We start from the raw sequence: 26,053 nt of genomic DNA, 5'->3' as shown, positions 1-26,053 counted from the left end.
GGCGGAGCGCCGCGGCGCGGCTACTACAGGCGAAGCACGGCGACGCGGCGGCCGCGGGGCGTGGTGGCTTCGCCGAAGCGGGGCTCGCTCCGAGCGAGGCGCCCGCGGGCGTCGAAGATCACGAGTGTCCCGCGGCTCAGCCGCAGGCGCGCGAGGTACTCGTCGAGCTGGGCGAGGCCCTCGCGGAGCGGGTCCTTCTGGCCCTTGCGCCACACCTTGAGCTCGAGCGCGCGGCGCTGGACGGCCCGGGATCCGTCGGGCTTGCGGTACGGAAAGCGGACGAGCAGATCGATGCGCCCTCGACCGACGCCGTACTCGCGATCGATGAAGCCGCCGCCATTGACCGCGCGTTGCAGGAAGGCCATCAGGACGAGCTGTGGGGCGACCTCGGGGTACGGCATCCCGGAGGCGAGCACCTCGCCATTCTCGTGCCAGAACGCGGCGAACGCGCGGAGCAGGCGCCGGAAGGCGAGGCGGCCGTCGGACAGGCGGAAGCGCTCGGGCGGGGCGTCGATCCGCTCCTCGGCCGACGACGAGAGGACGCGGGCGATCACCTCGCGGTAGATCGGGTTCGCCACGCGCAGCGGCTTGCCCTGGGCCACGAGGCCGAGATCGCGGACGTAGGAGGCGTCGTCGTCGTAGGTGTCGCCGCCGCCCGCGTACGTCCCCGCCAGCATGGGCTCGAGCACGCGGCGGACGCGCGGCTCGGCGAGCTTGCTGACGAGCGAGTCGAGGTGGGTGGCGCGCTCCAGGATGAGGCGCTCCTTGGCCTGCTCGACGTGCGCCCGCGTGATCGCCTCGCGGGGCGCAACGGCCAGCTTCTCGACGATCTCGCGGCCGAGCGCGTTGACCAGCCAGGGCTGGCCAGCGGTGAGCTCGAACGCGCGGGCGAGCGCGGCGTCGAGGAAGACCTGGCCGGTGTCCTCGGTGTGCTGGGCATAGAGCGCGCGCAGCTCTTCCTCGGAGAAGTCTCCGAGCCGTAAGGACTCGAGCTTGATGTTGAACGGGCTCGCGGTGCCGAGGCGCTCGGGATGTCCGCCGCTCGCGACCTTGTAGTCGCGGACGTCGCGCAGGCCGCAGAGGATGACCGAGGCGGGGAAGTGGTCGGGACGGCTGGGGAAGCCGGCGCGGAGCTGGCGCAAGATGCTGAGGAGGCCCTGGCCGCGGAGGGAGTCGATCTCGTCGAAGATGAGGACGAGCGGGCGCGGGCAGGCGCGCGCCCACGCGGTGAGCGCCGCGGAGAGGAGGCCCTCGTCGCCCTCGAGCGAGAACGGCGGCGGCTGGAGCTCGGGCGGCAGGGCAATCTGCGCGGCGCGCGCGAGCTCGCGCAGGACGGCGCGCTGAGCGGAGCCGTAGTCATCGCCTGCTGCGCTTCCCTCTTCGCAGGAGAAGAGGACGGCGGCGTGCCGGCCCGAGGCGGTGAGCCGCTCGGCGACGGCGCGCAGGGCGGTGGTCTTGCCGGTCTGCCGGGGGGCGTGGACGACGAAGTAGCCCATCTGCTCGACGAGGCCGGGGACCTCGGGCAGCCGGCTGTCGGCCGGGATCATGTAGTGGAGATCAGGGCGGCAGGGGCCGGTCGTGTTGAAGCGGCGCTTCACCCGCCGAGCCTTGGGCCAGCGGCCGGGAAGAAGCAAGGGAGCACCCGCCGAGCGCTACGAGCGCTAAGGGCGCGATAGAGTGAAGCGAATGGATCGGTGGTTCTGGATCGGGCTCGGCGGCGCGGCGGGAACGCTGGCCCGCTACGCGCTGTCGAGGTGGTGCGAGGAGTGCTTCGGCGCCGGTTTCCCGTACGGGACGCTCGCCGTCAACGTGCTCGGGTCGTTCTTGCTCGGCGCGATCGGCGAGGTCGCCGCGACGACGGAGCTCCTGTCGCCGACGCTCCGGCTCGGCCTGAGCACCGGCGTCATGGGCGGCTTCACCACGTATTCGAGCTTCAACAACGAGACGATCAGGCTCATCCACGACAAGTCGGTGGCGGCGGGGCTCGTCAACATCGCGATCACGCTGGTCGGCTGCCTGCTCGCCGGCGTCCTCGGGATGGTCGTCGCGAGGCGGCTCGTCGCGAGCTGAAGCGGTCGAGGTAAGACGAGCCGAGGCTGGACGCCGCGCACGGCGCCATCGGTTCGGGTCGCGGATCACTCCACGAGCCCGCGCTCCCCCGCCGCCTCGTCCAGCCGCACGAACCTCGCTCCACCCCGCGCGGTCTCCTCGACGAATGCCCCCAGCGCCTCCATCCGCCTGCCGAGCGGCACCCGGAGCTCCGGCTGGTACGCCGCGAGCGCCTCGAGGCCGTCCCCCCGGTCGAGGAAGTCCATCCCGTGCAGCTCCAGGTTGACGAGCGCCTCCCCGGCGCAGGCGCGCGCCAGCCACCTCGCCCCCGTCGGCCCCGCGAGCGCCACGCTCGTCCCGGTCACCGGCAGCCGCACCCCCGGCGTCACCTGGATCGGCAGCTCGACGAAGCGCCGCCCGCCGCGCCGGTACCACGGCCGCCCAGGCCGGTACGGCCGCCGCGGCGCCGCGAGCACCCGCGGGGTGTCGAGGATCGCCGCCGATCCCCTCCCCTTCGCGCGCTGCACCCCCATCGCGAGCGCCTTCGCCGCGTAGTACGGCGGGCACGGGAACACCGACGAGTCGAACGCGACCCCGACCGCGTCGAGCGCGTCGAACAGCGCGTCGCTCACCGTGTACCCCGGCGCGCGGAAGCCCGTGGGTCGCCGGCCGACCGCCTCCGCGATCGCCTCGGCGCCCAAGAGGACGTCGGCCGCGATCGCGGGGCGCGGGAGCCGCGAGAGGTCGTACCGGTGCGTGTACGAGTGGTTCTCGACCGCGTGGCCCGCGTCGCTCAGCGCGCGCAAGGCCGCCGCGCTCGCGGGGCGCGCGAGATCGCGGCCGATCGCGAACAGCGTGACAGGGATGCCGTAGGAGGCGGCGAAGGCCGCGATGCGCGGCAGCGCCGTGTCATAGACGGCGCTCAGCGAGGCCGCCGCCCCGGAGCGCTCCGGGACGGCGAGCCCGTGGATGGCGAAGTAGTTCGGGACCTCGTCGAGATCGATCGAGACGGCGGCGAGGCGCCCCCCCATCGGACCGCGTCAGCTCGCGGCCATCTTCGCCACCTCGGCGGCGAAGTCGTCCTCTTTCTTGGCGATGCCCTCGCCGCGCTCGTACCGCACGAAGCGCGTGAGCTTGACCTCGCCGCCGGCCGCCTTCGCGGCCGCCTCGCGCAGCTTGTCGATCGTCTGGCCGGCCACGCCGCGCGACGCCGCCTCCACCGACTCCTGCTCGATCAGCGCGACCTCCGAGAACCACTTGTTGAACTTGCCCTCGATGATCTTCGGCCACGCCGCCTCCGGCTTCGGCTTCGGATCCTCGCGGAGCTGCGCCTCGAAGATCTCCTTCTGCTTCGCCTTCAGCTCCTCCGAGACCTCGTCGCGGCGGAGGACCAGCGGGCTCATCGCGGCCGCCTGCATCGCCGTGTCCTCGACGAACTTCTGGACCTCGGGGTGCTCCGCCACCGCCTGGCTCGAGGTCTCGACCGCCACGAGCACGCCGATCTTGCCGCCGAGGTGCACGTAGGCGTGCGCGACGCCGTGCTTGCCCTCGGGGACCGACACCCGATCCCACCGGCGCACCGCGATCTTCTCGCCGATGCGCGCCGTCAGCTCCGTCGCGACGTCGGCGACCGGCTTGCCGCCGATCGAGAGCTGCGCGACGTCCGCGCCGTCGGCCGCCTTCTCGGCCGCGGCGAGCACGTCGCCGACGAACTGCCGAAACGCGTCGTTGCGAGCGGCGAAGTCCGTCTGGATGTTGACCTCGACCATCGTCGCGCTCCGCCGATCGGCCGCGACCACCGCGCGAACCTCGCCCTCGGTGGCGGACGCACCGGCCCGCTTGGCGCTCTTCGCGAGACCCTTCTTCAGGATGATCTCGACCGCCTTCTCCATGTCGCCCTCGGCCTCCGTGAGGGCGCTCTTGCAGTCGCTCATCCCCGCCTGGGTACGCTCACGAAGCTCCTTGATCGCCTGCGCATTGATGCCGGCCATGGCTCTTTCTCCTTCAACCTAGATAGGAAGAGGCCGCGCCGAGCGGCCCCTCTTCATCGCACTTCAGACTGGTAACCACGAGGGCCCGCGCGACGAGCCGCCGGACCGCAGAGGCACAGAAGGCGCAGAGGCGTGAAATTTTCATTTCTGTCCCCGCGCCCTCCGCGCTCCCGCGGTCCCCACCGCTCCGGGCGGGAGGCGACGCCGTCACCCCGCCGCCCGAGCGCCGGGCCGCTCTCCGATGCGGCTCGCGCCGCGCTACGACGCCTGCTGCTGGCGCGGACCGCCGCGGCCGCCGCGGCCGCCCTGGTAGACGTTGATCTCGTCGCGCTGGCCGCGGCCGCCGGCCGGGGGCTGCGAGCCGTGCGCGCCCTCGCCGTGGTCCTTGCGGCGCTGCGCGCCCTCGACGCACGCGTCCGCGACGCGCGCCGTGATCAGCCGGATCGAGCGGATGGCGTCGTCGTTGCCAGGGATCACGAAGTCGACGAGATCCGGGTCGCAGTTCGTGTCCGTGATGGCCACGACCGGGACGTTCAGCTTGCGCGCCTCGCTGATCGCGATCGACTCCTGGTGCGGATCGATCACGAAGATCGCCGCCGGCAGGCCGCCCATGCCCTTGAGGCCGCCGAGGTACTTCTCGAGCCGCTCGCGCTCCTTCTCGAGGCGGACGACCTCCTTCTTGAGCAGCTGCTCGTAGGTCCCGTCCTCCTTCATGCGCTCGAGGGTGCGGAGGCGATCGAGGCCCTGCTTGATCGTCCGGAAGTTCGTCAGCGTGCCGCCGAGCCAGCGGTTCGTGACGAAGTACATGCCGGCCCGGCGGGCCTCCTCCTGCACGATGTCCTGCGCCTGGCGCTTCGTGCCGACGAACAGCACGTGGCCGCCGCGGCCGACGGCGTCGGTCAGGAAGTCGTACGCGCGCTTGAAGAGCCGCGTCGTCTGGTCGAGGTCGATGATGTGGATGCCGTTGCGCGCGCCGTAGATGAACGGCCGCATCTTCGGGTTCCAGCGCTTCGTCTGGTGGCCGAAGTGCACGCCCGCGTCGAGCAGCGAGCGGAGCGGGAGCGGGAAATCCCCCGGCTGGGGGGCAACGGCCTGCATGGTGTCGGCCGCCGGGGCGGATGCGGAGATGCTTGTATCGGTCACGGCTGTGTCCTTTCGGTTGGTCCGCCGCTCCCCCTCCCGCCGCCAACCCCACGCACGGACAGGAGCGTCCGAGCCGATGGGGCACCGGGCCGCGGAATGCCGTGGGTGCCAGGAGAGCGTGTGGATTTCGTCGCAGCGACAGCGAGGATTCGACCGCCGCTGTCCCCCTCGTCACGAGACCGTGAGAAGGGGGCGGTTTGCTACCCCGATGCGCCGCGCTTGTCAAGCGGAGGCGGCGGTCAACACGGGGCCGATATTTTCGAGCATTTATGCAAGGTTACGCGGGGTTATCAACGGCCAAGCGCCGTTCGGCGAGCGCGCCCCCGCGAGCGCGCGTCGTCCCGCATGAATCCGACGTGGCCGGGATGCGCGTGAGGCCGCGGCGCGGCACGAAACCGCTGCGCCGCGGGCCGCGGCGCGCCGTGTCCCGGCATCCACGATGGCGTACACTCGGCGCGTGCGAACCGCGTCACGACGCTTCCTTTCTGCACGCTTCGCCCCGCTCTGCGCAGGCCTCGCGGTCGTCTCCGCCTGCGTCGCCACGGCCCCGAGCGGCATCCGCCGGCAGACCGACGGCGACGGGGGCAGCGGCGGCGACTTCGGGGTGGATCCGCAGACCACGTCCTCGTCGGCCAGCACCGGGCTCCCGGACGCCGATCCGCACGCCCTGCTCGGCGCGGACCCGACGCACGGCCCGTTCAACGGGGGCCAGCGCGTCCTGCTCCACGGAAACGGCTTCAGCTCCAAGGTCCGCGTCTGGTTCGGCGACGTCGAGGTCGATCCGTCCGCGATCGTGCCGATCGATCCCAGCCGGGTCCAGGTGGTGGCGCCGCCGGGCGCAGCCGGGCCGGTGGAGCTCGCGGCGCAGAACGGCGACGACGCATCGACCCGACGATCGCTGCCGGGCGGCTACGTCTACGACGCGCTCTACGCGTCGCCGTCGAGCGGGCCCATCTCGGGCGGCACGACGATCGAGCTCATCGGGCAAGGCACGCGCTGGGACGCGACGACCGTCGCCAGGATCGGTCAGAAGCCCTGCACGTCGCTCGCCGTCCTCGAGCCGACCCGGCTCGCCTGCACCGTGCCCCAGGGCACGCCCGGCGCGAAGACGATCTCGGTGACGACCGGCGACGAGACGATCCTCGTGCTCGACGGCTACACCTACGAGGACAGCCAGAACGGCTACAAGGGCGGGCTCAGCGGCGGCCCCCTCGCCGGACGGCTCAAGGTCCTCGTCTACAACAACTTCACCGGCGACCCGATCCGGGGCGCGCGCGTGGTCGTGGGCAGCAGCCTCTCGTCCGCGCTCCTCGGCGAGGCCGACGCGTCCGGCGTGGCCGTGTTCGAGGACGCCTCGCTCGACGCCCCGCGGACCGTCACCGTCGCCGCGACGTGCCACAGCCCGATCTCGTTCGCCTCCGTGCCGGTCGACACGGTGACCGTGTACCTGGACCCGGTGCTCACGCCCGCCTGCGGCGCCTCCGGCGATCCGCCCCCGCCCGTCGGCGGCAAGGTGGGCAGCGCGGCCGTGCTCGACGGCGAGCTCGTCTGGGACACGGCGCTGGACCCCGGGGCCGTCGCGTGGGGCAACATCCCGAGCCCGCAGCGCGAGACCGAGCGCAAGGCGGCGTACGTGTTCACGACGGGGGCCGACCCGCTCGCGACCTTCCAGCTGCCGCCCGAGTACCAGGCGATCACCCCGGACACGCCGGGAGAGCTCGGGCACGGGTTCACGATGTACCTCGCGCCCGGCAACCGCTCGATCTACGCGCTCGCGGGCGTCGAGGATCGCTCGACGGACCCGCCCCGCTTCACCGCGTACGCGATGGGGATCGTCCGCGGGATCCCGCTGCTCCCGAACCGGGTGACGACGGACGTGTTCGTGCGGATCGATCAGCCGCTCGATCACGCCCTCACGATGGAGGTCACCGCGCCCGCGAAGGGGCCGAAGGGGCCGGACCGGATCAAGGCGAACGTGTCCTTGATGATCGGCAACGACGGGTTCGCCACGCTGCCCACCGGCGCCCAGAGCCCGCTGATCCCGTTCGACGGGGGGCTGTCGTTCGTGGGCGTCCCGCCGCTCAACCGCGATCTGCTCGGGGCGAGCTACCACTCGTCGGCGCGCGCCGTCACCGGCCAGGCCGGGCTCGCGCCGCTGTCCGTCGTCGGCCGCGCGCTCTCGACCACCACGAGCGCGCCGGTGCGCATCGGCGACTTCGTGGGCGTTCCGACCCTGGAGACGCCGGCGCAGAACGGCGCCTGGGACGGCGCGCACCTCGCGACCTCGTTCGCCGCGGGCGCGCCCGTCGACCTCAGCGTCTACGACATCGCGAGCGGCAGCGGCCTCATCCGGTGGACCGTGGCCGTGCCCGCCGGGTCGCACGCCGTCGAGCTGCCCGACATCCGGCAGCTCGGGCTCGATCACGGCGCGCTGCCGCCGGGGCCGGTCACGATCGGCGTGTACGGGGCGCGGATCGACGGCTTCGATTACGGCAAGCTCGTCTACCGGCAGCTCACGCCCCAAGGGATGGCGGCCTACTCCCTCGACAGCTTCAGCGCGCACCTGTGATGAGCGAGCCGCTCCCCCCGACGCGATCCCGCAGGAGCGAGCCGCTCCCCACGACGCGATCCCGCAGGTCCCGGCGCCGCGCCCGCCCGCGGCGCGCGGCGGCCGCCGCCCTCCTCGCCGCCGCGGCGCTCGGGCTCGCGCCGAGCTGCTTCGACAGCGGCGTCCGGTGGGGCGAGATCCCGGACGAGCCGCCGCCGCCTCCGCCGTGCACGGCCGGCGAGGTGCGGTGCGGCGCGGAGCTCTCGCGCTGCGAGGAGACCGCGGCCGGGCCGGCGTGGGTGACGCTCGAGGACTGCGCCGCGCAGGGGCTCGTGTGCGCGTCGATCGACCTCGGGTGCAGGGAGTGCGTGCCCGGCGTGACGTCGTGCCGAGGGCAGGACGTCGTGACGTGCGCGCCGGACGGCAGCTTCGGCGGCGTGCTCGAGACGTGCGATCCGGACGCCGGCGAGGCGTGCCGCGGCGGCGGCTGCCTCCACCTCTGCGCGGCCGCCGAGCTCGAGCGGAGCAACGTGGGGTGCGAGTACTGGGCGGTCGATCTGGACAACGCGCTGATCGACGCGACCAGCAACGCGGCGGCGCAGCAGTTCGCGGTGGTGATCTCGAACCCGCAGCCGGACGTGCCCAACGAGATCCACATCTTCCAGGACGACGGCGCGCCGGGCGATCCGCCCGCCCCGGTGGAGATCGCGAGCGCGCTGATCGCGCCGCTCTATCTCCAGGTGTTCAAGCTCGGGCCGCGCGAGGTCGATGGCAGCCCGGAGGGCGAGTACAACGCGGGCACGCACACGGCGCTCACGCGGCACGCGTACAAGATCACCTCGAAGTTTCCCGTCGTCGCCTATCAGTTCAACCCGCTGGAGAACGTCAACGTGTTCTCCAACGACGCCTCGCTCCTGAAGCCGCGCGAGGCGCTGACGTACAGCCCGGGCGCGCTGTCGACGGCGTACGTGGTCGCCGGCTGGCCGCAGACCATCGCGAGCACGGACGATCCGGACACGAACTTCGATCCGCTGAACCCGACCGATCTGCGGGCGTTCTTGACCATCGTCGGGACGCGCGAGCAGACCACGGTGCAGGTGACGACGACGGCGAAGATCGTCGGCGGCGGGCCGGTCCCGGAGACGCAGCCGGGCGGGTCGATCGAGGTCAAGCTCGGCGCGTTCGACGTGCTCAACCTGGAGACCGGCGGGTTCAACGAGGACTTCACCGGCTCGGTCATCAGGGCCGACCAGCCGATCGCGGTCTTCACCGGCGGCGAGGCCTCGGACGCGCCCCACTTCCCGAAGCTCGCGGATCGGCGCTGCTGCGCCGATCACCTGGAGGACCAGCTCGACCCGATCCGCGCGACCGGCAAGCGCTTCGCCGTGCCGCACACGCCGAACCGATCGCAGACGGTGAAGCAGGCCGGCGCGCAGATCGAGGTCGTGCCCGAGCCGGAGTTCGTCAGGATCGTGGCCGTGAGCAGCAAGGGCGCCGCGATCACGACGACGCTGCCGCCGCCGGACGACCGGATCACGCTGTCGTCGCAGGGCGAGTTCCACGAGGTGATGGCGTGGGGCGACTTCGTGATCGACAGCTCCGAGCCGGTCATCGTGTCGCAGATCATGGCCAGCCAGAACGCGACCGGGGTGCGGCAGGGGCTGCCGGGCGGAGACCCGAGCCTCGTCATCCTGCCGCCGATCGAGCAGTTCCGGCAGGATTACGTGTTCCTGACGCCGGACAAGTACGCGTTCGACTTCATCTCGGTGATCGCGCCGCCGTCCGCCGTGGTGCGGCTCGACGGCGTGGCGCTCGGGCCGGAGGAGTGCGAGATCGCGCCCGCCGACGGGCTCACCGACGAGCAGCGCGGGGGCGGCGCGCCGCCGTTCGTCGTCTACCGCTGCCAGCTGAGCTTCGCGTCGATCGATCCGACGCTGCCGGCGCCGGACAACGTGCGGCCCGGGCGGCAGCGCGACGGCGTGCACCGGATCGCGGCTTCCGCGCCGGTGGGGCTGCTCGTCACGGGGTTCGACTCGTTCGTGAGCTACGCGTACGCGGGAGGCACCGAGCTCCGGGAGATCGCGGCGCCGGACTGAGGCGCGGCCCCGCCGCGGCCGGCCGCCGCGGTCATTTGCCGGCGCCGCCGAGCAGCCCCTTCAGCTTCGCCACGAGCCGCAGCGCGTCGAGCGGCGCGAGCCGATCGACGTCCACGGAGCGGAGGGTCTCGAGGACGGCCGACTGCTCCGGCGTCACGGCGGCCTGCGCCGGGACGAACAGGTCGAGCTGCGCGGCGCCGCCGCGCGTGCGGCCGCGGAGCGAGGCGTGCTTGCCGCCCGGCAGCGCGGCGCCCGACTCCAGCGTCGCGAGGATCGCGCGGGCGCGCGCGAGCACGCCCTCGGGCACGCCCGCGAGCCGCGCGACCGCCACGCCGTAGCTGCGGCTCGCGGGGCCAGGCTCGAGCTTGTGCAGGAAGATCACGTCGTCGCCGTGCTCGCGCGCGGCGACCGAGTAGTTCGCGATGCCCGGCGCGCGCGCCGAGAGCTCCGTCAGCTCGTGGTAGTGCGTCGCGAACAGGGCGCGGCAGCCGATCGCGTCGAACAGGTGCTCGGCCACCGCCCACGCGATCGCGAGGCCGTCGTACGTGCTCGTGCCCCGGCCGATCTCGTCGAGGATCACCAGCGAGCGCCGCGTGGCGTCGCGGAGGATCTCGGCCGTCTCCCGCATCTCGACCATGAACGTGCTCTCGCCCCGCGCGACGTTGTCGCTCGCGCCCACACGCGAGAGGATCCGGTCGACGAGGCCGATCTCGGCCTCGCGCGCCGGCACGTAGCTGCCCATCTGCGCGAGCACCACGATCAGCGCGACCTGGCGCATGAGCGTCGACTTGCCGGCCATGTTGGGGCCCGTGATCAGCCACAGCCGCTCGCCCGACAGATCGAGGCGGGTGTCGTTCGGCACGAAGTGCCCCGCGGCCGCGTAGCGCTCGACCACGGGGTGGCGGCCGTCGCGGATCGCGATCGCCTCGCCGGCCGTGACGTGCGGCCGCACGTAGTCGTTGCGGTGGGCGACGTCGGCGAGGGCGGCGGCGACGTCCCACGCCGCCAGCCTGCGCGCGAGGGCGCGGAGGCGGCCCTCGCTCTTCGCCACGAGGCCGCGCAGCCGATCGAAGAGCGAGGCCTCGCGCTCCAGCGCGCGCGCCCCGGCGTGCTCGATCTTGTCGGCGAGCTCGTCGAGCTCGTCGCTCGTGTAGCGCTCGCCGGTCGCGACGGTCTGCTTGCGGCGGAAGCTGTCCGGGACCTTGGCGACGTGCGCGCGCGTCACCTCGATGTACCAGCCGAAGACGCGCGTGTACTTGACCCGGAGCGACGGCGCGCCCGTCTGCGAGCGCAGCTTCGCCTCGAGCGCGAGGATGAGCTCGGTCGCGTTCTTCTCCACGGCGCGCGCCTCGTCGAGCTCCTTGTCGTAGCCCTCGCGGAAGATGCCGCCCTCGCGCGCGTTCGGCGGCGGCCGCTCGATGAGCGCGGCGGCGAGCTCGGCGCAGACGTCGGCGGCGACGTCCACGGCCGCCGCCTCGGCGAGCAGCGGCGCCGCGCCCCCGTCGCCGAGGTCGGGGATCGACCGGACCGCGGCGACCGCCGCGGGGGCCGCCGCGAGGCCGTCGCGCAGGCAGCCGAGGTCGCGCGGCGTGGCCTCGCCGAGGAGCGCGCGGACGCTGAGGCGCTCGAGGTCGCCGACGCCGCCGAGCGCCTCGCGCAGCTCGCCGCGGGCGCGCGGGTTCGCGACGAAGAGCTCCACCTCGTCGAGGCGGCGGCGGATGGCCGCCACATCGGCGAGCGGCGTGAGCAGGCGGCGGCGCAGGAGCCGGGCGCCGCCCGGGGTGACCGTGCAGTCGATGACGTCGAGCAGCGTGCCGCGGCGGCCGCCGTCGGCGGCCCGCGCGAGCTCCAGGTGCGCCTGGGCCGTCTCGTCGATGCGCAGCGTGCCCGAGGTGTCGTGCGGGGCGATGCGCCGCACCGGGATGCGCGCGCCGGGGCTGCAGCGGCGCGCGAAGCGCAGCGCCCGCGCCGCCGCGCGCACCGCCGGGAGCGGGTGCTCGGCCAGCGCCGCGGCCGAGATCGGCTCGATCGCGGCGTCGTCGAGGATCGACGCGACGTCCGCGCTGTCGAGCTCGTCGTCGTCGCGCAGCGCCGCGCGGCAGGAGAGCGAGGTCGCGGCCGCGCGGATGTCCGGCAGATCCCGGGCGATCAGCGCCTCGCGCGGATCCGCCCGGGAGAGCTCCGCGAGCAGCGTCGCGGCGTCCGGGACCGAGGTGGCCGAGAGCTCGCCCGTCGAGAGATCGAGCAGCGAGAGGCCGTACGGCCCGCCCGCCGCGCCGGCCTCGCCCGCGTCGCCCCGCGGCGCGCCGCCGCCGTCGACGGCCGCGAGGTAGTGGTTGGCGCGCGCGTCGAGCTGCTCGGTCTCGGTCACGAGCCCCGGCGTGACGACGCGCACCACCTGCCGCGGCACGAGCCCCTTGATCTTCGACGGATCCCCGCACTGCTCGCAGATCGCCACCTTGTGGCCGAGCGCGAGGAGCCGCGCGATGTACCCGTGCGCCGCGTGGTGCGGGACGCCGGCCATGGGGACCTCCTCGGGCTCCCCCTTGTTGCGGCTCGTGAGCGTCAGGTTCAGCGCGCGCGACACGAGGACCGCGTCGTCGTTGAACATCTCGTAGAAGTCGCCCATCCGGAAGAAGAGGATCGCGTCCGGGTGGAGCGCCTTCGCGTCCTCGTACTGGCGCATCACCGGCGTGAGCTTCTTCCTGGCCGCGGGCTGCTCGGACAGTTGCATCGGCGGGGTTGTAACCGCGACGCCCGGTGAGGTCTACGCGGGACTCGCGCGTTCGCAGCGCGTTGTTCCCGCGGTTTTCGTGGAAAAATTGGCGCAGAAATCGGAATGGCGCGCGGGCTCGGCGACCAGCTCAGTGGAACTGGCGCACGACCTCGGCGCCGTTTCCGCCGAGCAGGATCAGGCCCTCGAACGAGCCGTCGGTGACGGCGATCTCCCCGGTCGCCGGGACGGGCCGGATGGCCTGGGGCTGGAGCTCCACCTCGTTCCTGACGAGGTTGACGAAGAGGGGGTTGAACGCCCCCTGGGTGGTGAAGCGGAACTGCATGTCCTGCTCGGGCACGCCGCCCGTGATGGCGAAGCGGAACATCGGGTTGACGAACGCGCCCGGCGCGCCGTCGGTCACCCGCCCGTCGACGAGCGTGTGCGCGACGCGCCCGTTGAGCCGCGCGAGGCGCGCGTCGCACGAGTTGCGGCACCTGCCCGTTTCGGGATCGGCGATCACGCGGTGCAGGAAGCCGGCCGCGTTGCTCCGGACCACCCACTGGCGCGCCGGGCGGACGTCGAGCTGCACCTCGCCGGGGAAGCAGCACGCCGCGAACGCGACCTCGTCGACCGCGGGATCGCGCGACTCGAGCGCGAGGCGGTCCTCGTAGGCCTCGGCGACGCGGAGCCCCGGGCGCGACGTGATGACGCTGCCGTACTTCGCGTTGCAGCTCTCGAACGAGCACACGGCCGGATCGACCTCGTCCCAGTAGCCGGCGTCCTCGCCCGGGAGCTCGGACGTGATCTGCACGAAGTCGGCGAGCTCGGCGGCCTGCGCGTCGGCCTCGCCCTCGGGGGCGCCGGCGGCGAGCAGCTGCTCCCTGACGCTGGCCCGGCTCTGCACGCCGCGGCGGCAGAAGCGGGCGTCGCCGCTCCTCACGGCGGCGGCGTCCTCGTCGAAGTGGACGAAGGTCCGCGCGAAGCCGGGGAGCGTCCCCTCGTAGGTGACCGTCCACGCCTCGTTGACGAGGTGCACGCGGGGGTCCTCGAGGTTCATCGCCAGCGCGTGCTGCGGCTCGCCGGACCTCAGCACGAGCCCCTGCTCGTCGAGCGCGCTCTCGCCGGTGTCGGCCGACGCGATCGCCTCGCGCTGGGCGCCCACCGCGAGCGCGAGCGCCGGCGCCTCCGCTTCGGGCGGGAGCGTGGCGCGCATCTTCGGGCTGTCCGCGGAGAGCTGCACGACCGTGCCGCTGCGATCGTAGAGGATCGGCAGGGCTCGCACGCCGGGCTCGAGGACGCCGGTGGCGTCGTTCGTCACGACGTAGTCCTCCGAGCGGAGCGCGTGCGGGAGGACGACGTTGCAGGAGACCTCGCCGCTCGTCTCGAGCGGATCGCCGCCGGCGGGCGCGCCGGCGCAGCCCGCGCGGGCGCTCTGCCGCTCGGGCCCGCGGCAGGCCGCGTCGAGGTCGTCGACGTCGACGACCGCGACCTGGCCGTTCGTGAGCGCGAGGTACGCGAACGAGCCGCGGAGCTTGAGCGGGCCGGCGCCGGCGTCGCGGCCCGCCGACGTGCGGTACAGCGTCGCGAGGTCGCACGAGGCGACGTTGATGTCGCACTGCTTGAGGTCCGGATCGGGATCGCACCGGAGGCCCTCCGGCGCCACGCCCGTCGCGGGGAGGATGGCGGGGGCGTCGCGATGGACGATCGCGAGATCGCGGACCGGCGCGGTCAGCCGGATGCGATCGGGCGGCTGGAACGGGTTCCACTCCGGATGGGGGCGCGCGAGCGGCGACCGGCTGGACGCGCCGTCGCTGACGTCGAAGACCATGACGCTGCCGTCGCCCGCGTCGACCGCGTAGAGATAGCGGCGGAAGTCGGGCGGCAGCGCCTGGCTCACCGCGATGCGGCTCGTCGTGACGACGCGCTCGGGGTCGAGCGTCGACGCGGGCAGGAGCGGGGGCAGCTCGGCCGGCGCGCAGGGCGTCGGGAGATGGACGACGTGGATCACCGGCGCGTCAAGATCGCCGATGAACAGCCGGTCGCCCGCGAGCGCGAGCCCCGCGGGCCGGGGCGTCGCGACCGCCTGCGCGGGGCTCGCCGCGGTCTCCCGCTGGACGCACGCGGCGGGGCCGTCCGGGGCCTCGTCGGGCGCCGGGGCCGGCGGCGAGGGGGGCAGCGAGACCTCGAGGGGGACCCACCGCTCCACCTCGCACGGCGCGAACCCGCCCTCCTGGTACCGCTCGTCCTGGAGGAGCGTCTGCGCGTCGATCACGGCGAAGCCGCCGAGCTCGGGCATGCTCACGAGGAGCTTCTGTCGGCCGAGCCCCTCCTGGCTCAGGTCGCCGCTCCCGCTGCCGCAGGCGTCGCCGCCCGCCTCGGCGTCCTCGGGGCTCGCCGGCTCGACGTCGTAGGCGCCCGAGCACGAGGCCCGCAGCTTGCCGTCGGCATCCGGCGGATCGGAGGCGAGCAGCACCTCGCCTGGCGCCGAAGGGAGCGAGCACGCCGGCCACGAGGTGAGCGACGGGACCGGACAGCCGGTGCGCGGCACCACCTTCGCCGACGGGAGCGCGAAGATGCCCGCGCGCCCCGGCTCGGCGACGGCGACGAACGACGCGGTGCCGCCCGGCGTCGCGATGATGTCGACCGGCTGCGCGCCGATCGGGAGGAAGCTCGCGCCGGGCGTGCCCGTGTCCTGATCGAGGATCGGCGCGCTCTCGGTGGTCATGTCGATGACCGCGACCTCGCCGCGCAACGTCTGCGTCACGAGGGCGTAGAGGTGCGGCAGCGTGGCCTTGCCGCCGCTGGCCGCGTCGACGCCGAAGTCGCTGGGCGACTTGGCCATGCGGTCGCCGCAGTCCGTGATCGGCAGCGAGCGCACCACGCCCGGCGCGCTCGGATCCGGCCGGTCGACGGCGAGGCAGACGAAGGCGCTCTGGCCGGACTGCGACAGCGCCTCGACGGCGACCGGCTCGGGGTCCTCGGCGCACCCGGCGAGCACCAGGACGGAGGCAGGGGCGATGACCGCGGCGCGCAGCTTCATTGGGACTCCCGGGGCCGGACCGGCGTGCCCACCGTGAGGATCATCGATGCGGACGTGTTTTTGCGCAGGTCGAGGTCGACGACGCCGAGGTACGAGTCGGTAAAATGCGCGATGTACATGAGGGAATAGGGTTCGCAGCCGTCGCTGCCCGGCGCGCAGTCGCAGCGCTCCTTCTCGTCGCCGCAGGCGTAGCCCGTGTCGAACGCGAGCGCCTGCGGCCCGCGCCCGGTGGTGATGACGGCGTCGACGCGGCGCGCTTCCGGGTTGTAGGAGAAGACGCGCCCCGAGTCGAACGCGGCCGCGAAGACCCGCCGGTGGCGCTGGTTGTCCTCCCCGATCACCTCGCCCACCTCGACCCGCGACGGGTAGGCCGCGAGCGGCGCGGCGTCGCGGATCACGACCGTCTCGTAGGCCGCGCCCCACCGGTCCTCGGGCCTGTCGGGGTCGGCCGATGGGTTCTCGACCAGGGTCGTGATCACCTCCCCGATGAGCAGCGAGTTCGGGAAGCGGTGCGCCACGTACAACTCGAGCGGGATCGCCGTGCACCGCGCGAGGCACGCGTAGTCGGCGTCCCCGCAGGCCGCCTCGCACGCCTGCCGCTCGCGCGCGTCGATCGCGATGCCGCGGGAGTCGGTGCCGTTCGCGAGCGCGGTGATCTGGGTGCTGGGCGACTCGAAGAGGAGCGCCGCCGCGCCCTCGGACGCCTCCTGGTAGCGGAGCAGACCGAGCTGCGGCGCCGCGATGAACGTGAGCGCGAACGCAGGCTGGTAGTCGATCTCCTCCTCGGCCGCCTCGAGCTGGGTGACGAGGCGCGGGCGCGGCACGGCCGCGAGCTCCGTGGGGCCGAGGGCGAGATCCGTGAGGACCGCGGCCAGCTGCGGCCTCTTCCCCCTCTCCCACGGGTTCACGATGACGCTCGCGGTGTCCTCCGTCTGGTGCGAGACGACGACGCTCGTCCCGTCCGGGCCGGCGGCGATGCCGAACGGCTCGAGCGGCAGCTTGCGCCGGAGGAGCTCCTGGCCCGGATCCTCCCCGATGCGGTGGTCTCGGCCGCAGCGCCCCCCCGCCTCGGCCGCGCCGCAGTCCAGCTGAAAGCAGGAGTCCCCGCTGCAGCGCTGCGCGTCGGGGGCGTCGAGCCGATCGTCGGCGACGTCGAAGAAGGTCACGGACGGGTCGCCGCGGACGGGCACGAACAGCCGCGCCTTCGGCGCTTCCGCGTCGCCGCCGGCGGCGTCGCCGGCGAGCGGCCGGTGCACGAGGAGGATGTTCGACGCGAACGCGCCGATGACGGCCGAGCTCCGCACGACCTCCTCGTCTCCCTGGAGGGAGGAGAGATCGAGCGGCGCGCACGGCCCCGGGTAGAGCAGCGGCGCAGGGTTGGTGCCGAGGCCCACGGCCCCGCACGCCGCGCTCACGTCGCCGCCCTCGCCCGCGTCGGCCGGCGAGAGCGACGCCTGGAGCGCGAGCGCCCGCTTGCGCAGCCGCTGGAGATCCAGCGCCTGGACCGTGCCGCCGTTGTACTGGAGATCGAAGTCCGAGTTCGCGACGTAGAGGACCCGGCCGCCGGGGGACGCCGCCAGGCCGGTCGGGAAGTAGAGCCCTTCGCCCGGCGGCGGGAGCCCCTCGCTGTCGACGAAGCAGCCGGCACCCCCGAGCCCGCCCAAGATCGAGGCCGCGAGGCCCACGCCGACGATGCGAGGTGTCTGGAGAAGTGCGCGGCCGAGCTTCATGCGGGCGCGGAGACTAGTCAGCGCCACGAGCACTGGCAACCCGCTCCACGAGTTCGTTTGCGGCGGACGCGCGCGGCGCACGCCGGCGCGAGCGTCGGCGCGCGGAGCCGGCGCCGGAGAGCGCGCAGCGCCGAGCGGTGGAGGGCAGCGCGACGTCTCGAGCGCGGGCCCTCTCCCTACGAGCGCAGGGCCCCCGCCGCACGATCACGGCGCGCCTGCGAGCGCGGGCCCTCTCCGTAGGAGCGCCGCGACGCCGCTTCCGTCTTCCAGGGCGCGGGAGAGGCGGGCCCTGCGCCGCGCGGCCTCCGCGGGCGTCGCGGCGAACGAGGACCGAGGCGCTCGCTCCTCCGGTGGCCGCGGGGCGTGCCGCAACGCAGCACACCCCGCGCCCGCCCGGCGAGCGCACACAGCGTGACGGCGCCGCCGCCCGCGAGGTGTGCTGTGGCGCCCGCCCGCCAGAGCGCGCCCGGCGGTAGGACGCAACGTCGCTCTCCTGCGCCGATGGGTACCCAAGGTGCGCCCTTCCGGCGTGGGCTCCGCTGCCGAGCCCGGGGCAAGATCGATCGCCGTCGTCCGTCCCCCTGCATGTTGATCTCGGAGACGCGGCGCGCCTTTGCTACGTTGGTCGCCGGGACATGGCCGATCTCGCAGCCGCCCTTGTCATGGGAATCGCCCTTCTCGGGCTGATCTATTGGTATTTTCGTTCGAACAACGGCGACCGGGCACGGCCGCGCGCGGCGACGACGCCGTTGCAAGGCGGCCCAGGAGCCCAGGCCCTCGATGAGGGGGAGGCAGATCTCGAAGGCCCAACCGGCGCAGCTGGCCCGCAGGAAGGCGCGCGCGTGCCCGCGGGCGAGAGCTCTCACGCGAAGACCACGGGTGGACACGGCCGCGCGGAGCGCGTCTCGGGCGCCGACTGGAAACGTGCGAACGGGCCGTCGCGCCGCGACGACGACGACGACGCCTTCGACGACGACGACGACGACCTGACGCTGATCACGCTGGCGCCGCCGGAGGTGCTGCAGAGCACGATCAAGCGCCCGAGCGCCCCATCGTACGGCGGCGACGACGACGACGACGATGATGACGACGATGAGCACGAGCGCGAGGAGCCCTCCGCCGTCCCGATCATCTACGACGACGAGGCGGCCGTGGACGAGCCGACCAGCTCGTCGCCGCTCCTGCTCATCAGCGCCGTCGGGCAGACGGATCCCGGCCAGAAGCGCAAGAAGAACGAGGACTGCTACCTCTGCCTGGACGAGCACTACCTGTTCGCCGTGGCCGACGGCATGGGCGGCCACGCGGGCGGCGACGTCGCCAGCCGCCTCGCGGTCGACACGATCGCGAGGGCGTTCAAGGACCCGTCGTTCTTGGACAGCGACGCCGAGAGCCCCTACCCCGACGTCCCCCGCCGCGGCAGCGAGCTCGCCGTGGCGATCCAGCGGGCGAACCAGGCCATCTACGAGCGCGCCCACGCCGAGCGGAGCCTCACCGGCATGGGCACGACCCTCGTCAGCGCCCGGTTCTCGCCCAACAAGCAGCGCCTCTACATCGGCCACGTGGGCGACAGCCGCTGTTATCGCCTCCGCGACAACGAGCTGACGCAGCTCACCACCGATCACACGATGGGCGCCGCGGGGATCACCGGGCCGATGGCCAACCACCTAAGCCGGGCGATCGGGATCTCCCCCGCTGTCAAGGTCGACCTGATCATCGCTCGCCCGCACCCCGGCGACGTCTACCTCCTCTGCTCCGACGGCCTGTCGAAGATGGCGACGCACGAGGCCATCCGCGACATCCTCCTCGCCGAGCCCGATCCCGAGAAGGCATCGCAGGCGCTCATCGAGAAGGCGAACGCAGGCGGCGGCCGCGACAACATCACCGTCATCCTCGTCCGGGTCAGCGATCCCAAGGATCTCGCGCGGCTCGCCTCACGCGCGGGCGCGGGCGCGGGCGCGGGTGCCGGCGCCGGCGCGGGCTGATCGCCCGGCGGCCTTTCCCCCCCTCTCTCGTCCTCTCCCCCTCCCATCAACATCGACCCGCGCAGCGCCGGCCGAACGGCCCGCGCTGTCGGCGGGGCGCGCGCACGCGGTCGCCGCACGCCGCTCGCACGCTGCTCGCACGCTGCTCGCGCGCCGCTCGCCCACCGTTTGCGCGTCGTTTGCGCGCTCTTACGGACAGCGTGCCTCGATTGCCATGAATACAGCCACGCTCGCTCGATGAACCGCACGTTAACCCAATACGTACGCTGGCCAGAATCGTCACAGATTCGGATCTCGGCCGCTCGCAAATCACGTTCACGAGCCCATTACGCATCATCCTCCTCGATTATCACGCTGCGTGGAGCTCTCCGGGCTCGAGATTGCGTGCCAAAGAAGCGCCATGAGCTCTTGACGCGCTATGCCTCGAGCGCTCTCAATGGCCGCCGCCAACAGCCCATCAGCGGAGCCATCGAACCGGAATGCCACGCTTCTCTCTCTACAAGATTGTTTTCGCCTCTCTCCTGTTCAGCGCGCCCGCGCTGGCCGCGGAGCCGGCGCGCCGCACGCTGCGAATGCACTACAGCGAGGATCCGCGGGCGGCGTCGTGCCCGGGAGAGGGCGCGCTGCGCGAGCAGGTCCAGCGGCGCGCGGGTTACGATCCCTTCCGCGAGGACGCGCCGGAGGCGGTCGACGTGGCGATCGGGCCTCGCGGCGCGGCGCTGGTCGCCACCCTCAAGTACCGGGACGAAGATGGCAGGGAGTCCGCCCCGCGCGATTTCAACGTTCCGAGCGGCGACGCCGCCTGCGCGCTGCTCACGAGCTACGTCGCGCTCTCGATCGCGTTCACGCTGACGCCGTTCTTGCGCGACGAACAGGTCCCCGCGACGGCGCCGCCTCCCCCCGAGCTCGCGCCGCCTCCGGCCCCGCCGCACCCGCGCGCGCCGCCGGCGCGCCCGCTCCCCGCGACCGAGCCCGCCGGGCGCCGGAGCGCGATCCGAGGCGGCACCGGCGTGTTCGCGCAGATCGGGCTGACCGATCAGCTGGTCGGCGGCGTCTCCTGGTTCTGCGAGGCTCGCTGGTCGGACCGCCTCTCCTTCGGTCTCGAGGTCCAGGATGCGTTCCTCCCGCTGAGCGCAGGCCCGAGCGAGGGGGGATGGAGCCTGGGCGCCTCGAGCGCCGACCGGCGCTCGGACGGGCAGCCAAGCGCCGGCGGGCGCTCGGACGGGCAGCCGGTGCACACCCGCATGCTCGTGACGACCGCGCTGGTCCCTTGCCTCCACACGAACGACCTGCTCGCCACCTGCACCGTCGTGGAGCTCGGCGTGCTGACGCTCTCCGGGCAGCCCGGCGGCCAGAGCGGGCTGATCCTGATGTTCGTGGCGCTCGGGCTCCGCACCGGGGTCGAGCTCGCGCTGAACGACCGGCTCTCGCTCTCGACCCACCTCGAGCTCCTCACGGCCGTGGGGCTCCAGAAGCGCCCCGACGTCGACGTCCTGAGGGCGCCTCATCTGAGCGCGTCCGTGGGCGCCGGGGTGATCGCGTCGTTCTGAGCGCGCGCCGGTCGGCGCGAGCGCGCGCGGCGCGCAGGAGGCGCGCGGGACGCTTCCGGCAGGGCTCATGACGGTGAGGACGGCGCGGCGGCACGGATCGTGGCTGGAATTTTCAACCACCGGCCCGGTCCTCGACGCGTGCGCTCGGGTGGCGCGTGGCGCGCGGCGCGCGGCGCCCGGCGCACGCGACGAACGTCGGCCCAGGCCGCCCGCCGGTGCGCGCCCCGCGGCGCAGAACGCCTTCTCTCTGGCACGAAGCCGCGAAATTCGCGTAGCCTTTCCTGACGGTGCTCCCGGAGTTCACCGATCCGACCGACCGCTTCATGATCGAAGCCCGCAGCCGAAGCGGCGGCATGGGCGATATTTTCAAGGGCACCGATCAGACCACCGGCGCCCCGGTCGCGATCAAGGTCCTGCGCGCCGCGGCGTCGCCCCAGGAGCGCGCCCGCTTCGCGCGCGAGATCGCGATCCTCGCCGATCTGCGGCACCCGAACATCGTCCAGTACATCGCGCACGGCACCTGGCTCGACGGGCGCCTCTTCTTCGCGATGGAGTGGCTCGACGGCGAGGACCTCGGGCAGCGCCAGCGGCGCGCGCCACTCGGCCTGCGCGACTCGGTGGAGGTCGTCCGGCGCAGCGCGGCCGCGATGGCGGCGATCCACGCGCGCGGCGTCGTCCACCGCGACCTCAAGCTCTCCAACATCTTCCTCGTCCGCGGCAAGGGCACCGCGATCAAGCTGATCGACTTCGGCGTCGTCAAGCTCGCGACCCCGGACGACTGCCCCACCGAGCGCGGCACGATCATCGGCACCCCGCACTTCATGGCGCCCGAGCAGGCGCGCGGCGAGCCCGTGGACGCGCGGGCCGACGTCTACTCGCTCGGCTCCGTGCTGTTCCGCCTGGTCACCGGCAGGAACGTGTTCGAGACCGAGCACGCGATCGCCCTGCTCGGCCGCCTCGTGCTCGAGGACCCGCCGCGCGCGCAGCAGATCCGCTTCGACGTGCCGGAGGCGCTCGACGAGGTGATCACGCGCGCCATCGCCCGCGATCGCGAGGTGCGGTACGAGAACGGCGGCGAGCTCGCGCGCGCGCTCGCGCGCGTCGGGGAGCTCAACAACGACCCCCCCGCGACCGACAGGTCCGCGTCGGCGATCCGCCGCGCGGCGGCGCCGGAGGTCCGCTCGGGCCCGGCGAGCCCCGCGGGGCCGAGCGACGAGCGGCCGCAGGTGCGCCTCGCGACGAGCGAGCGGCGCGTGGTCGCGTGCGTGCTCTTCGAGCTCGGCGCCGGCCCGCTCAGCCCCGCGGTGGACGCCGCGCTCCGCGAGGTCCTCGGCGACGACGCGCGGCTCGAGCCGCTCCTCAGCGGGAAGATGGTCGCGGTGCTCGGGGTGGAGCGCTCGCGCGGGGACGAGGCGATGCGCGCCGCGCGGGCGGCGCTGACCGTCGCCAGGTCGACGCCGGGCGCGCGGGTCTCGGTCGCGGTCGGGCACGCGGTCCGCGGCCGCGCGAACCTCGCCGGCGAGGCGCTCGAGCGCGCGGCGCAGCAGCTGGAGTCGGCGGTCCCCGGCGCCGTCCGCATCGACGGGTACGCGACCGCGGCGCTCGAGGGGCGGTTCGTGGTGCAGGAGGACGCGCGCGGCGGCGTGCTCCTCCACGAGGACGCGGCCGGCTTCGACGCGCGCAAGCTCCTCGGGCCCCCCACGCCGACCATCGGGCGCGAGCACGAGATCGCGCGGCTCCAGGGCATCTACAGCGACATCGCCGAGGACGCGGTCCCGCGCGCCGCGCTCGTGACCGGCCCGGCCGGCATCGGCAAGAGCCGCGTCCGCGCCGAGCTGATCCAGCGCCTCGACATGGCGCCGCACGCGCCGGTCATCCTGCTCTGCCGCGGCGATCCGATGAGCCAGGGATCGGGGCTCTCCGGCCTCGGCCGCGCCCTGCGCGCGCTCATGGGCATCCACGACGGCGAGCGCCTCGACGAGCAGGTGCAGAAGGTGAACGCCCACGTGGCGGTGCGCCTGGCCCGCCCGCTGCGGTTCCTCGCGGGCTTCATCGGGGAGCTCGCCGGCGTGCCCTTCCCCAACGACGGCAACGAGCCGCTGCGCGCCGCCCGCGAGAGCCCGCAGCTCATGGAGTCGCGCACGCGGATGGCGATCGAGGCGTTCTTCCGCTCGAAGTCCGAGAGCACGCCGCAGATCCTGGTCATCGAGGACATGCACTGGGCCGACAGCACCACCGTCGAGCTCGTCGACTGGCTGCTCGGCTGCACCGACCTCCGCTTCGGGGTCTTCGGCTTCGCGCGCCCCGAGCTCGCGAGCCGGTTCCCGTCGCTCTGGCAAGAGCGCAACGTGACCCGCATCGCGCTCTCCCCGCTGTCGCCCCAGGCCGCCGATCGCCTCGTGGCGACCGCCCTCCCCCAGGCCGACCCGGCCACGCGCGGCGCCATCGTGCAGCGCGCCGGCGGCTACGCCCTCTTCCTGGAGGAGCTCATCCGGCACGCCGCCGAGGGGCGCGACGACGTGCCGCTCAGCGTGCAGGCGCTCGTGCAGCACCGCGTCGATCGCATGTCGAGCGGGGTGCGCGAGGTGCTGCGCGCCGCGTCCGTCTTCGGCCCGGTCTTCTGGACCGCGGGCGTCGAGGCGCTGCTCGAGCGCGCCGTTGGCGCGGAGCTCGCCGAGCTCGAGGCGGGCGAGATCATCGCGCGCGAGCTTTCGCCGCGCGTCGTGGGGCAGGCGCAGTGGACGTTTCGACAGTCGCTCGTGCGCGACGCGGCGTACGCCTCGATCCTCGAGGAGGACCGCGCCGCGCTCCACCGCGCCGCGGCCGCGTGGCTCGAGTCCGCGGGCGACGTCGACCCGGGGCTCGTCGCGCGCCACGCCGAGGCCGGCGGCGAGAAGACGCGGGCCGCGCTGCTCTACGCCCGGGCGGCGCGGGCCGCGGTGGCGAGCGGCGCGGAGCTCGACGCGGCGCTCGATCTCGCGACGCGCGGGCTCGCGTGCGGCGCCGAGGGGACGACGCGCGCGACGCTCCTCGTCCACCGGGGCGAGGTGTGCGAGCTCCTGGGCCGCGCCCCCGAGGGGCTCGACGCGGCGGAGGAGGCCGCGCGCCTCGCGCTGCCCGGCTCGGACCTGTGGGGCGAGGCGCAGCTGCTCGCGGTGCGGTGCATGATCGCGGCCGGCCAGAGCGCCGAGGCGGACGCGCGCGCCGCCTCCGCGCTCTCGCCGCAGTTCGCGGCGGCGCTCTCGCCGCAGATCCGCGCGACGCTGCTCGCGTCGCGCGTGCGCGCCCTCGTCGACCTGAGCCGGCCCGCCGAGGCGCTCGGCGCCGCGGAGGCGGCGGTCGAGGTCGCGCGCGCGAGCGGCTCGACGGCCGCGCTCCTCCACACCCGGGAGGCGCACCTCGCCGCGCTGATGCACGTCGGCGACCTGTCCGCCGCGGCCTCCGCGGGCGCGTCGCTCGTCGCGGACGCCGACGCCGAGGGCGACGCCGTCATCGCGGCCAGGGCCCGCCTGAACACCGGGTCGGTGCTGAACCAGCTCGGCCTGTTCGAGGAGGCGCAGGCGCTGCTCGAGCGCGCGCTGCACGGCGCGCGGAGCCGGAAGCTCCGGGCGCTCGAGGGCTTCGCGCTCCACAACCTCGGCATGTCGTACGCGCGGCTCGGCAACCTCGAGGAGGGCATCGCGCACGAGCGCCAGGCCGGCCGGATCGCCGACGAGTGCCACGTCGCGCGCCTCAGGATCGCCGGCCGGCTGTACGAGGCGATCTTCCTCGTCTGGCGCGGCGCGCCCGGCGATTACGGCACCGCCCACTCGATCGCGCGCTGGCTCTGCGAGGAGACCGCGCGCCACGCGACCGCGCTGCAGGCGATGGCGAGCTTCGCGCTCGCCCGCGTCCAGCTGGCGCGGCGCGAGCTCCGGGCCGCGGTCGAGGCGGCGCGGGAGGCCGCGCGCCACCTGGAGGGCGGGCCGATCGAGGAGTGGAACGACGCGATCCGCCTCACGCTCGTGGAGGCCCTCCTCGCGGCCGGCGAGGAGCGCGAGGCGCACGCGGCGCTCGACGCCGCGTTCACCGCCCTGTGCGCGCGTGTCGAGGCCCTCCGCGATCCCCGCCACCGCGAGGCGTTCCTGCGCGGGAGCGACGACGCCGGGCGGCTCATCGCCCTCGCCCGCGAGCGCCTCGGCCGCTCGTTGCCCGCGGCCTCCGCGGCGGACGCGTCCGTCCATCGGGCCGCTGCAGCGCCGTCGCGGGGCAGGGGCGCGACGAAGACCGCCAGCGCCGTCTCCCGGAAAGATCGCGCCGACGCGCCGGGCGGCGATCCCGCGGGGCAGCGCGGCGCGGGGCCGGCGCAGGGCAAGGAGGCGCACGGCGACGGCGCGGCGGCTCCGGCGCGCGAGAAGGGCGCGCCACGTTCTTGACGTTGGGTGGCCGGGTAGCTAAGGCCATGCCCGATGCAAAACAACGCTCCTGAGCGGCCCTTCGCGCGCTGCTCCACGCTCTCCAGCTCCGTGCGTTCGGCCGACGCGAGCCGGTGTGCTGCGCCCCCGGCCCGCCGCGCCGCGGGCCGGCGCCCCGCGGCGCGCCTCCTGCCGCTGCTCGCGGCCGTGGCGCTGGGCGGGGCGGCGCTCCTGTCGCCCGCGCCCGCGTCGGCGCAGTCGAAGATCGCCGTCGTCGACGTGCGCCGCGCCATGCTGGAGACGGAGGAAGGGCTCCGCGTCCAGGCGACGCTCAAGAAGCTGTTCGACAGCCGCCAGGTCGAGCTCGACACCAAGCAGCGCGCGCTGGCCGACGAGCGCGACAAGCTCGACAAGGAGGCGCAGGCGGGCAAGACGCCGAAGGACGCGCTCCAGCGCCGGTTCGAGACGTGGCAGCGCCAGGCCGCCGAGCTCCAGGCGACGATGGTCGATTACCAGCGCGAGATGCAGCGCAAGGAGAGCGAGCTGACCACGCCGATCCTGCAGAAGGTCCTCGGCCTGCTCCGCCGCCTCGCCGCGCAGGAGGGGTACGACCTCATCCTCGACAAGTCGGCCGCGCCCTATTACCGCGCCGATCTCGAGCTCACCGATCGCGCCATCCAAATGTACAACAGCGGGCAGGTCGGCGACGCGGGGCCCGCGAAGGGCGCGCCGCCGGCCAAGGGCCCTGCGCCCGCGGCGCCGGCGAAGCCGGCCGCCCCGGCCAAGAAGTAGCCGAGCCGCGTCGGCCCTTGGA

At 73.9% G+C, this 26,053-nt stretch carries 14 protein-coding genes; 7 read left to right on the top strand and 7 right to left on the bottom strand.

All coding sequences use genetic code 11. The features are described 5' to 3' along the window. Positions 1-23: 23 nt before the first annotated feature. Positions 24-1,598: an AAA family ATPase gene (locus WME83_RS18830; protein WP_437320664.1), complete on the bottom strand. Its 1,575-nt coding sequence runs from the start codon at positions 1,596-1,598 to the stop codon at positions 24-26. A gap of 88 nt (positions 1,599-1,686) precedes the next feature. Here WME83_RS18830 and crcB point away from each other — a divergent pair, with 88 nt between their 5' ends. Continuing rightward, the gene (gene crcB / locus WME83_RS18825) at positions 1,687-2,070 is read left to right on the top strand and encodes a fluoride efflux transporter CrcB (RefSeq protein ID WP_437320663.1); all 384 of its coding nucleotides are present in this window, start codon (positions 1,687-1,689) and stop codon (positions 2,068-2,070) included. Between the two features lie 65 nt (positions 2,071-2,135). Here the strand turns inward: crcB and WME83_RS18820 are convergent, their stop codons facing one another. The 3 genes from WME83_RS18820 to rpsB all read right to left on the bottom strand — a co-directional run bounded on the left by WME83_RS18820 (position 2,136) and on the right by rpsB (position 5,183). Beyond that, positions 2,136-3,080 (bottom strand): polysaccharide deacetylase family protein, encoded by a 945-nt coding sequence (locus tag WME83_RS18820; protein ID WP_437320662.1) that lies wholly within the window; start codon positions 3,078-3,080, stop codon positions 2,136-2,138. A 9-nt stretch (positions 3,081-3,089) separates the two neighbouring features. Then, positions 3,090-4,040 (bottom strand): translation elongation factor Ts, encoded by a 951-nt coding sequence (gene tsf / locus WME83_RS18815; protein WP_437320661.1) that lies wholly within the window; start codon positions 4,038-4,040, stop codon positions 3,090-3,092. Between the two features lie 258 nt (positions 4,041-4,298). After that, complete coding sequence (rpsB, locus tag WME83_RS18810; RefSeq protein WP_437320660.1) at positions 4,299-5,183, bottom strand: 30S ribosomal protein S2; 885 nt, start codon at positions 5,181-5,183, stop codon at positions 4,299-4,301. A gap of 457 nt (positions 5,184-5,640) precedes the next feature. On the opposite strand from rpsB, the gene WME83_RS18805 reads away from it, so the two are divergent. Together WME83_RS18805 and WME83_RS18800 are read left to right on the top strand one after the other, a co-directional pair. Continuing rightward, entirely contained in the window at positions 5,641-7,752 is a 2,112-nt protein-coding gene (locus tag WME83_RS18805; RefSeq protein ID WP_437320659.1) for an IPT/TIG domain-containing protein, read from the top strand. Beyond that, positions 7,752-9,827, top strand: a complete 2,076-nt coding sequence (locus WME83_RS18800; RefSeq protein ID WP_437320658.1) for an IgGFc-binding protein — start codon at positions 7,752-7,754, stop codon at positions 9,825-9,827. The genes WME83_RS18805 and WME83_RS18800 overlap by 1 nt, the downstream gene beginning before the upstream one ends. Before the next feature lie 31 nt (positions 9,828-9,858). On the opposite strand, the gene mutS is transcribed toward WME83_RS18800, so the two are convergent. The 3 genes from mutS to WME83_RS18785 form a co-directional block, all read right to left on the bottom strand. Continuing rightward, positions 9,859-12,561: a DNA mismatch repair protein MutS gene (mutS, locus tag WME83_RS18795; protein ID WP_437320657.1), complete on the bottom strand. Its 2,703-nt coding sequence runs from the start codon at positions 12,559-12,561 to the stop codon at positions 9,859-9,861. Positions 12,562-12,691: 130 nt separating this feature from the next. Next, positions 12,692-15,583 carry a hypothetical protein gene (locus WME83_RS18790; protein WP_437320656.1) on the bottom strand — a complete coding sequence of 964 codons (2,892 nt, stop codon included), beginning with the start codon at positions 15,581-15,583 and terminating at the stop codon, positions 12,692-12,694. Then, the gene (locus WME83_RS18785) at positions 15,580-17,313 is read right to left on the bottom strand and encodes a hypothetical protein (protein WP_437320655.1); all 1,734 of its coding nucleotides are present in this window, start codon (positions 17,311-17,313) and stop codon (positions 15,580-15,582) included. The genes WME83_RS18790 and WME83_RS18785 overlap by 4 nt, the downstream gene beginning before the upstream one ends. Positions 17,314-18,155: 842 nt before the next feature. On the opposite strand from WME83_RS18785, the gene WME83_RS18780 reads away from it, so the two are divergent. The 4 genes from WME83_RS18780 (at position 18,156) to WME83_RS18765 (ending at position 26,031) form a co-directional block, all read left to right on the top strand. Beyond that, a complete protein-coding gene (locus WME83_RS18780) occupies positions 18,156-19,295 on the top strand; it encodes a PP2C family protein-serine/threonine phosphatase (RefSeq protein WP_437320654.1) in 1,140 nt (379 codons plus the stop codon). A gap of 479 nt (positions 19,296-19,774) precedes the next feature. Beyond that, positions 19,775-20,845, top strand: coding sequence for a hypothetical protein (locus WME83_RS18775; RefSeq protein ID WP_437320653.1), 1,071 nt, complete (start codon positions 19,775-19,777; stop codon positions 20,843-20,845). A 353-nt stretch (positions 20,846-21,198) separates the two neighbouring features. Then, positions 21,199-25,260 (top strand): serine/threonine-protein kinase, encoded by a 4,062-nt coding sequence (locus WME83_RS18770; RefSeq protein WP_437320652.1) that lies wholly within the window; start codon positions 21,199-21,201, stop codon positions 25,258-25,260. Between the two features lie 33 nt (positions 25,261-25,293). Next, positions 25,294-26,031, top strand: coding sequence for an OmpH family outer membrane protein (locus WME83_RS18765; RefSeq protein ID WP_437320651.1), 738 nt, complete (start codon positions 25,294-25,296; stop codon positions 26,029-26,031). The last annotated feature ends 22 nt before the right edge of the window (positions 26,032-26,053 follow it).

Origin of the sequence: Sorangium sp. So ce385 (assembly GCF_051474135.1) — a bacterium.
Taxonomy (GTDB): domain Bacteria; phylum Myxococcota_A; class Polyangia; order Polyangiales; family Polyangiaceae; genus Sorangium; species Sorangium cellulosum_D.
This window is presented reverse-complemented; position numbering and strand designations above follow the sequence as displayed.

What these genes read in the sequence shown, in the direction of transcription:
- crcB (WP_437320663.1), top strand. Translation starts at nt 1,687, where the DNA reads ATGGATCGGTGGTTCTGGATCGGGCTCGGCGGCGCGGCGGGAACGCTG.
- WME83_RS18820 (WP_437320662.1), bottom strand. Translation starts at nt 3,080, where the DNA reads ATGGGGGGGCGCCTCGCCGCCGTCTCGATCGATCTCGACGAGGTCCCG.
- tsf (WP_437320661.1), bottom strand. Translation starts at nt 4,040, where the DNA reads ATGGCCGGCATCAATGCGCAGGCGATCAAGGAGCTTCGTGAGCGTACC.
- WME83_RS18800 (WP_437320658.1), top strand. Translation starts at nt 7,752, where the DNA reads ATGAGCGAGCCGCTCCCCCCGACGCGATCCCGCAGGAGCGAGCCGCTC.
- mutS (WP_437320657.1), bottom strand. Translation starts at nt 12,561, where the DNA reads ATGCAACTGTCCGAGCAGCCCGCGGCCAGGAAGAAGCTCACGCCGGTG.
- WME83_RS18790 (WP_437320656.1), bottom strand. Translation starts at nt 15,583, where the DNA reads ATGAAGCTGCGCGCCGCGGTCATCGCCCCTGCCTCCGTCCTGGTGCTC.
- WME83_RS18785 (WP_437320655.1), bottom strand. Translation starts at nt 17,313, where the DNA reads ATGAAGCTCGGCCGCGCACTTCTCCAGACACCTCGCATCGTCGGCGTG.
- WME83_RS18775 (WP_437320653.1), top strand. Translation starts at nt 19,775, where the DNA reads ATGCCACGCTTCTCTCTCTACAAGATTGTTTTCGCCTCTCTCCTGTTC.
- WME83_RS18770 (WP_437320652.1), top strand. Translation starts at nt 21,199, where the DNA reads ATGGGCGATATTTTCAAGGGCACCGATCAGACCACCGGCGCCCCGGTC.
- WME83_RS18765 (WP_437320651.1), top strand. Translation starts at nt 25,294, where the DNA reads ATGCAAAACAACGCTCCTGAGCGGCCCTTCGCGCGCTGCTCCACGCTC.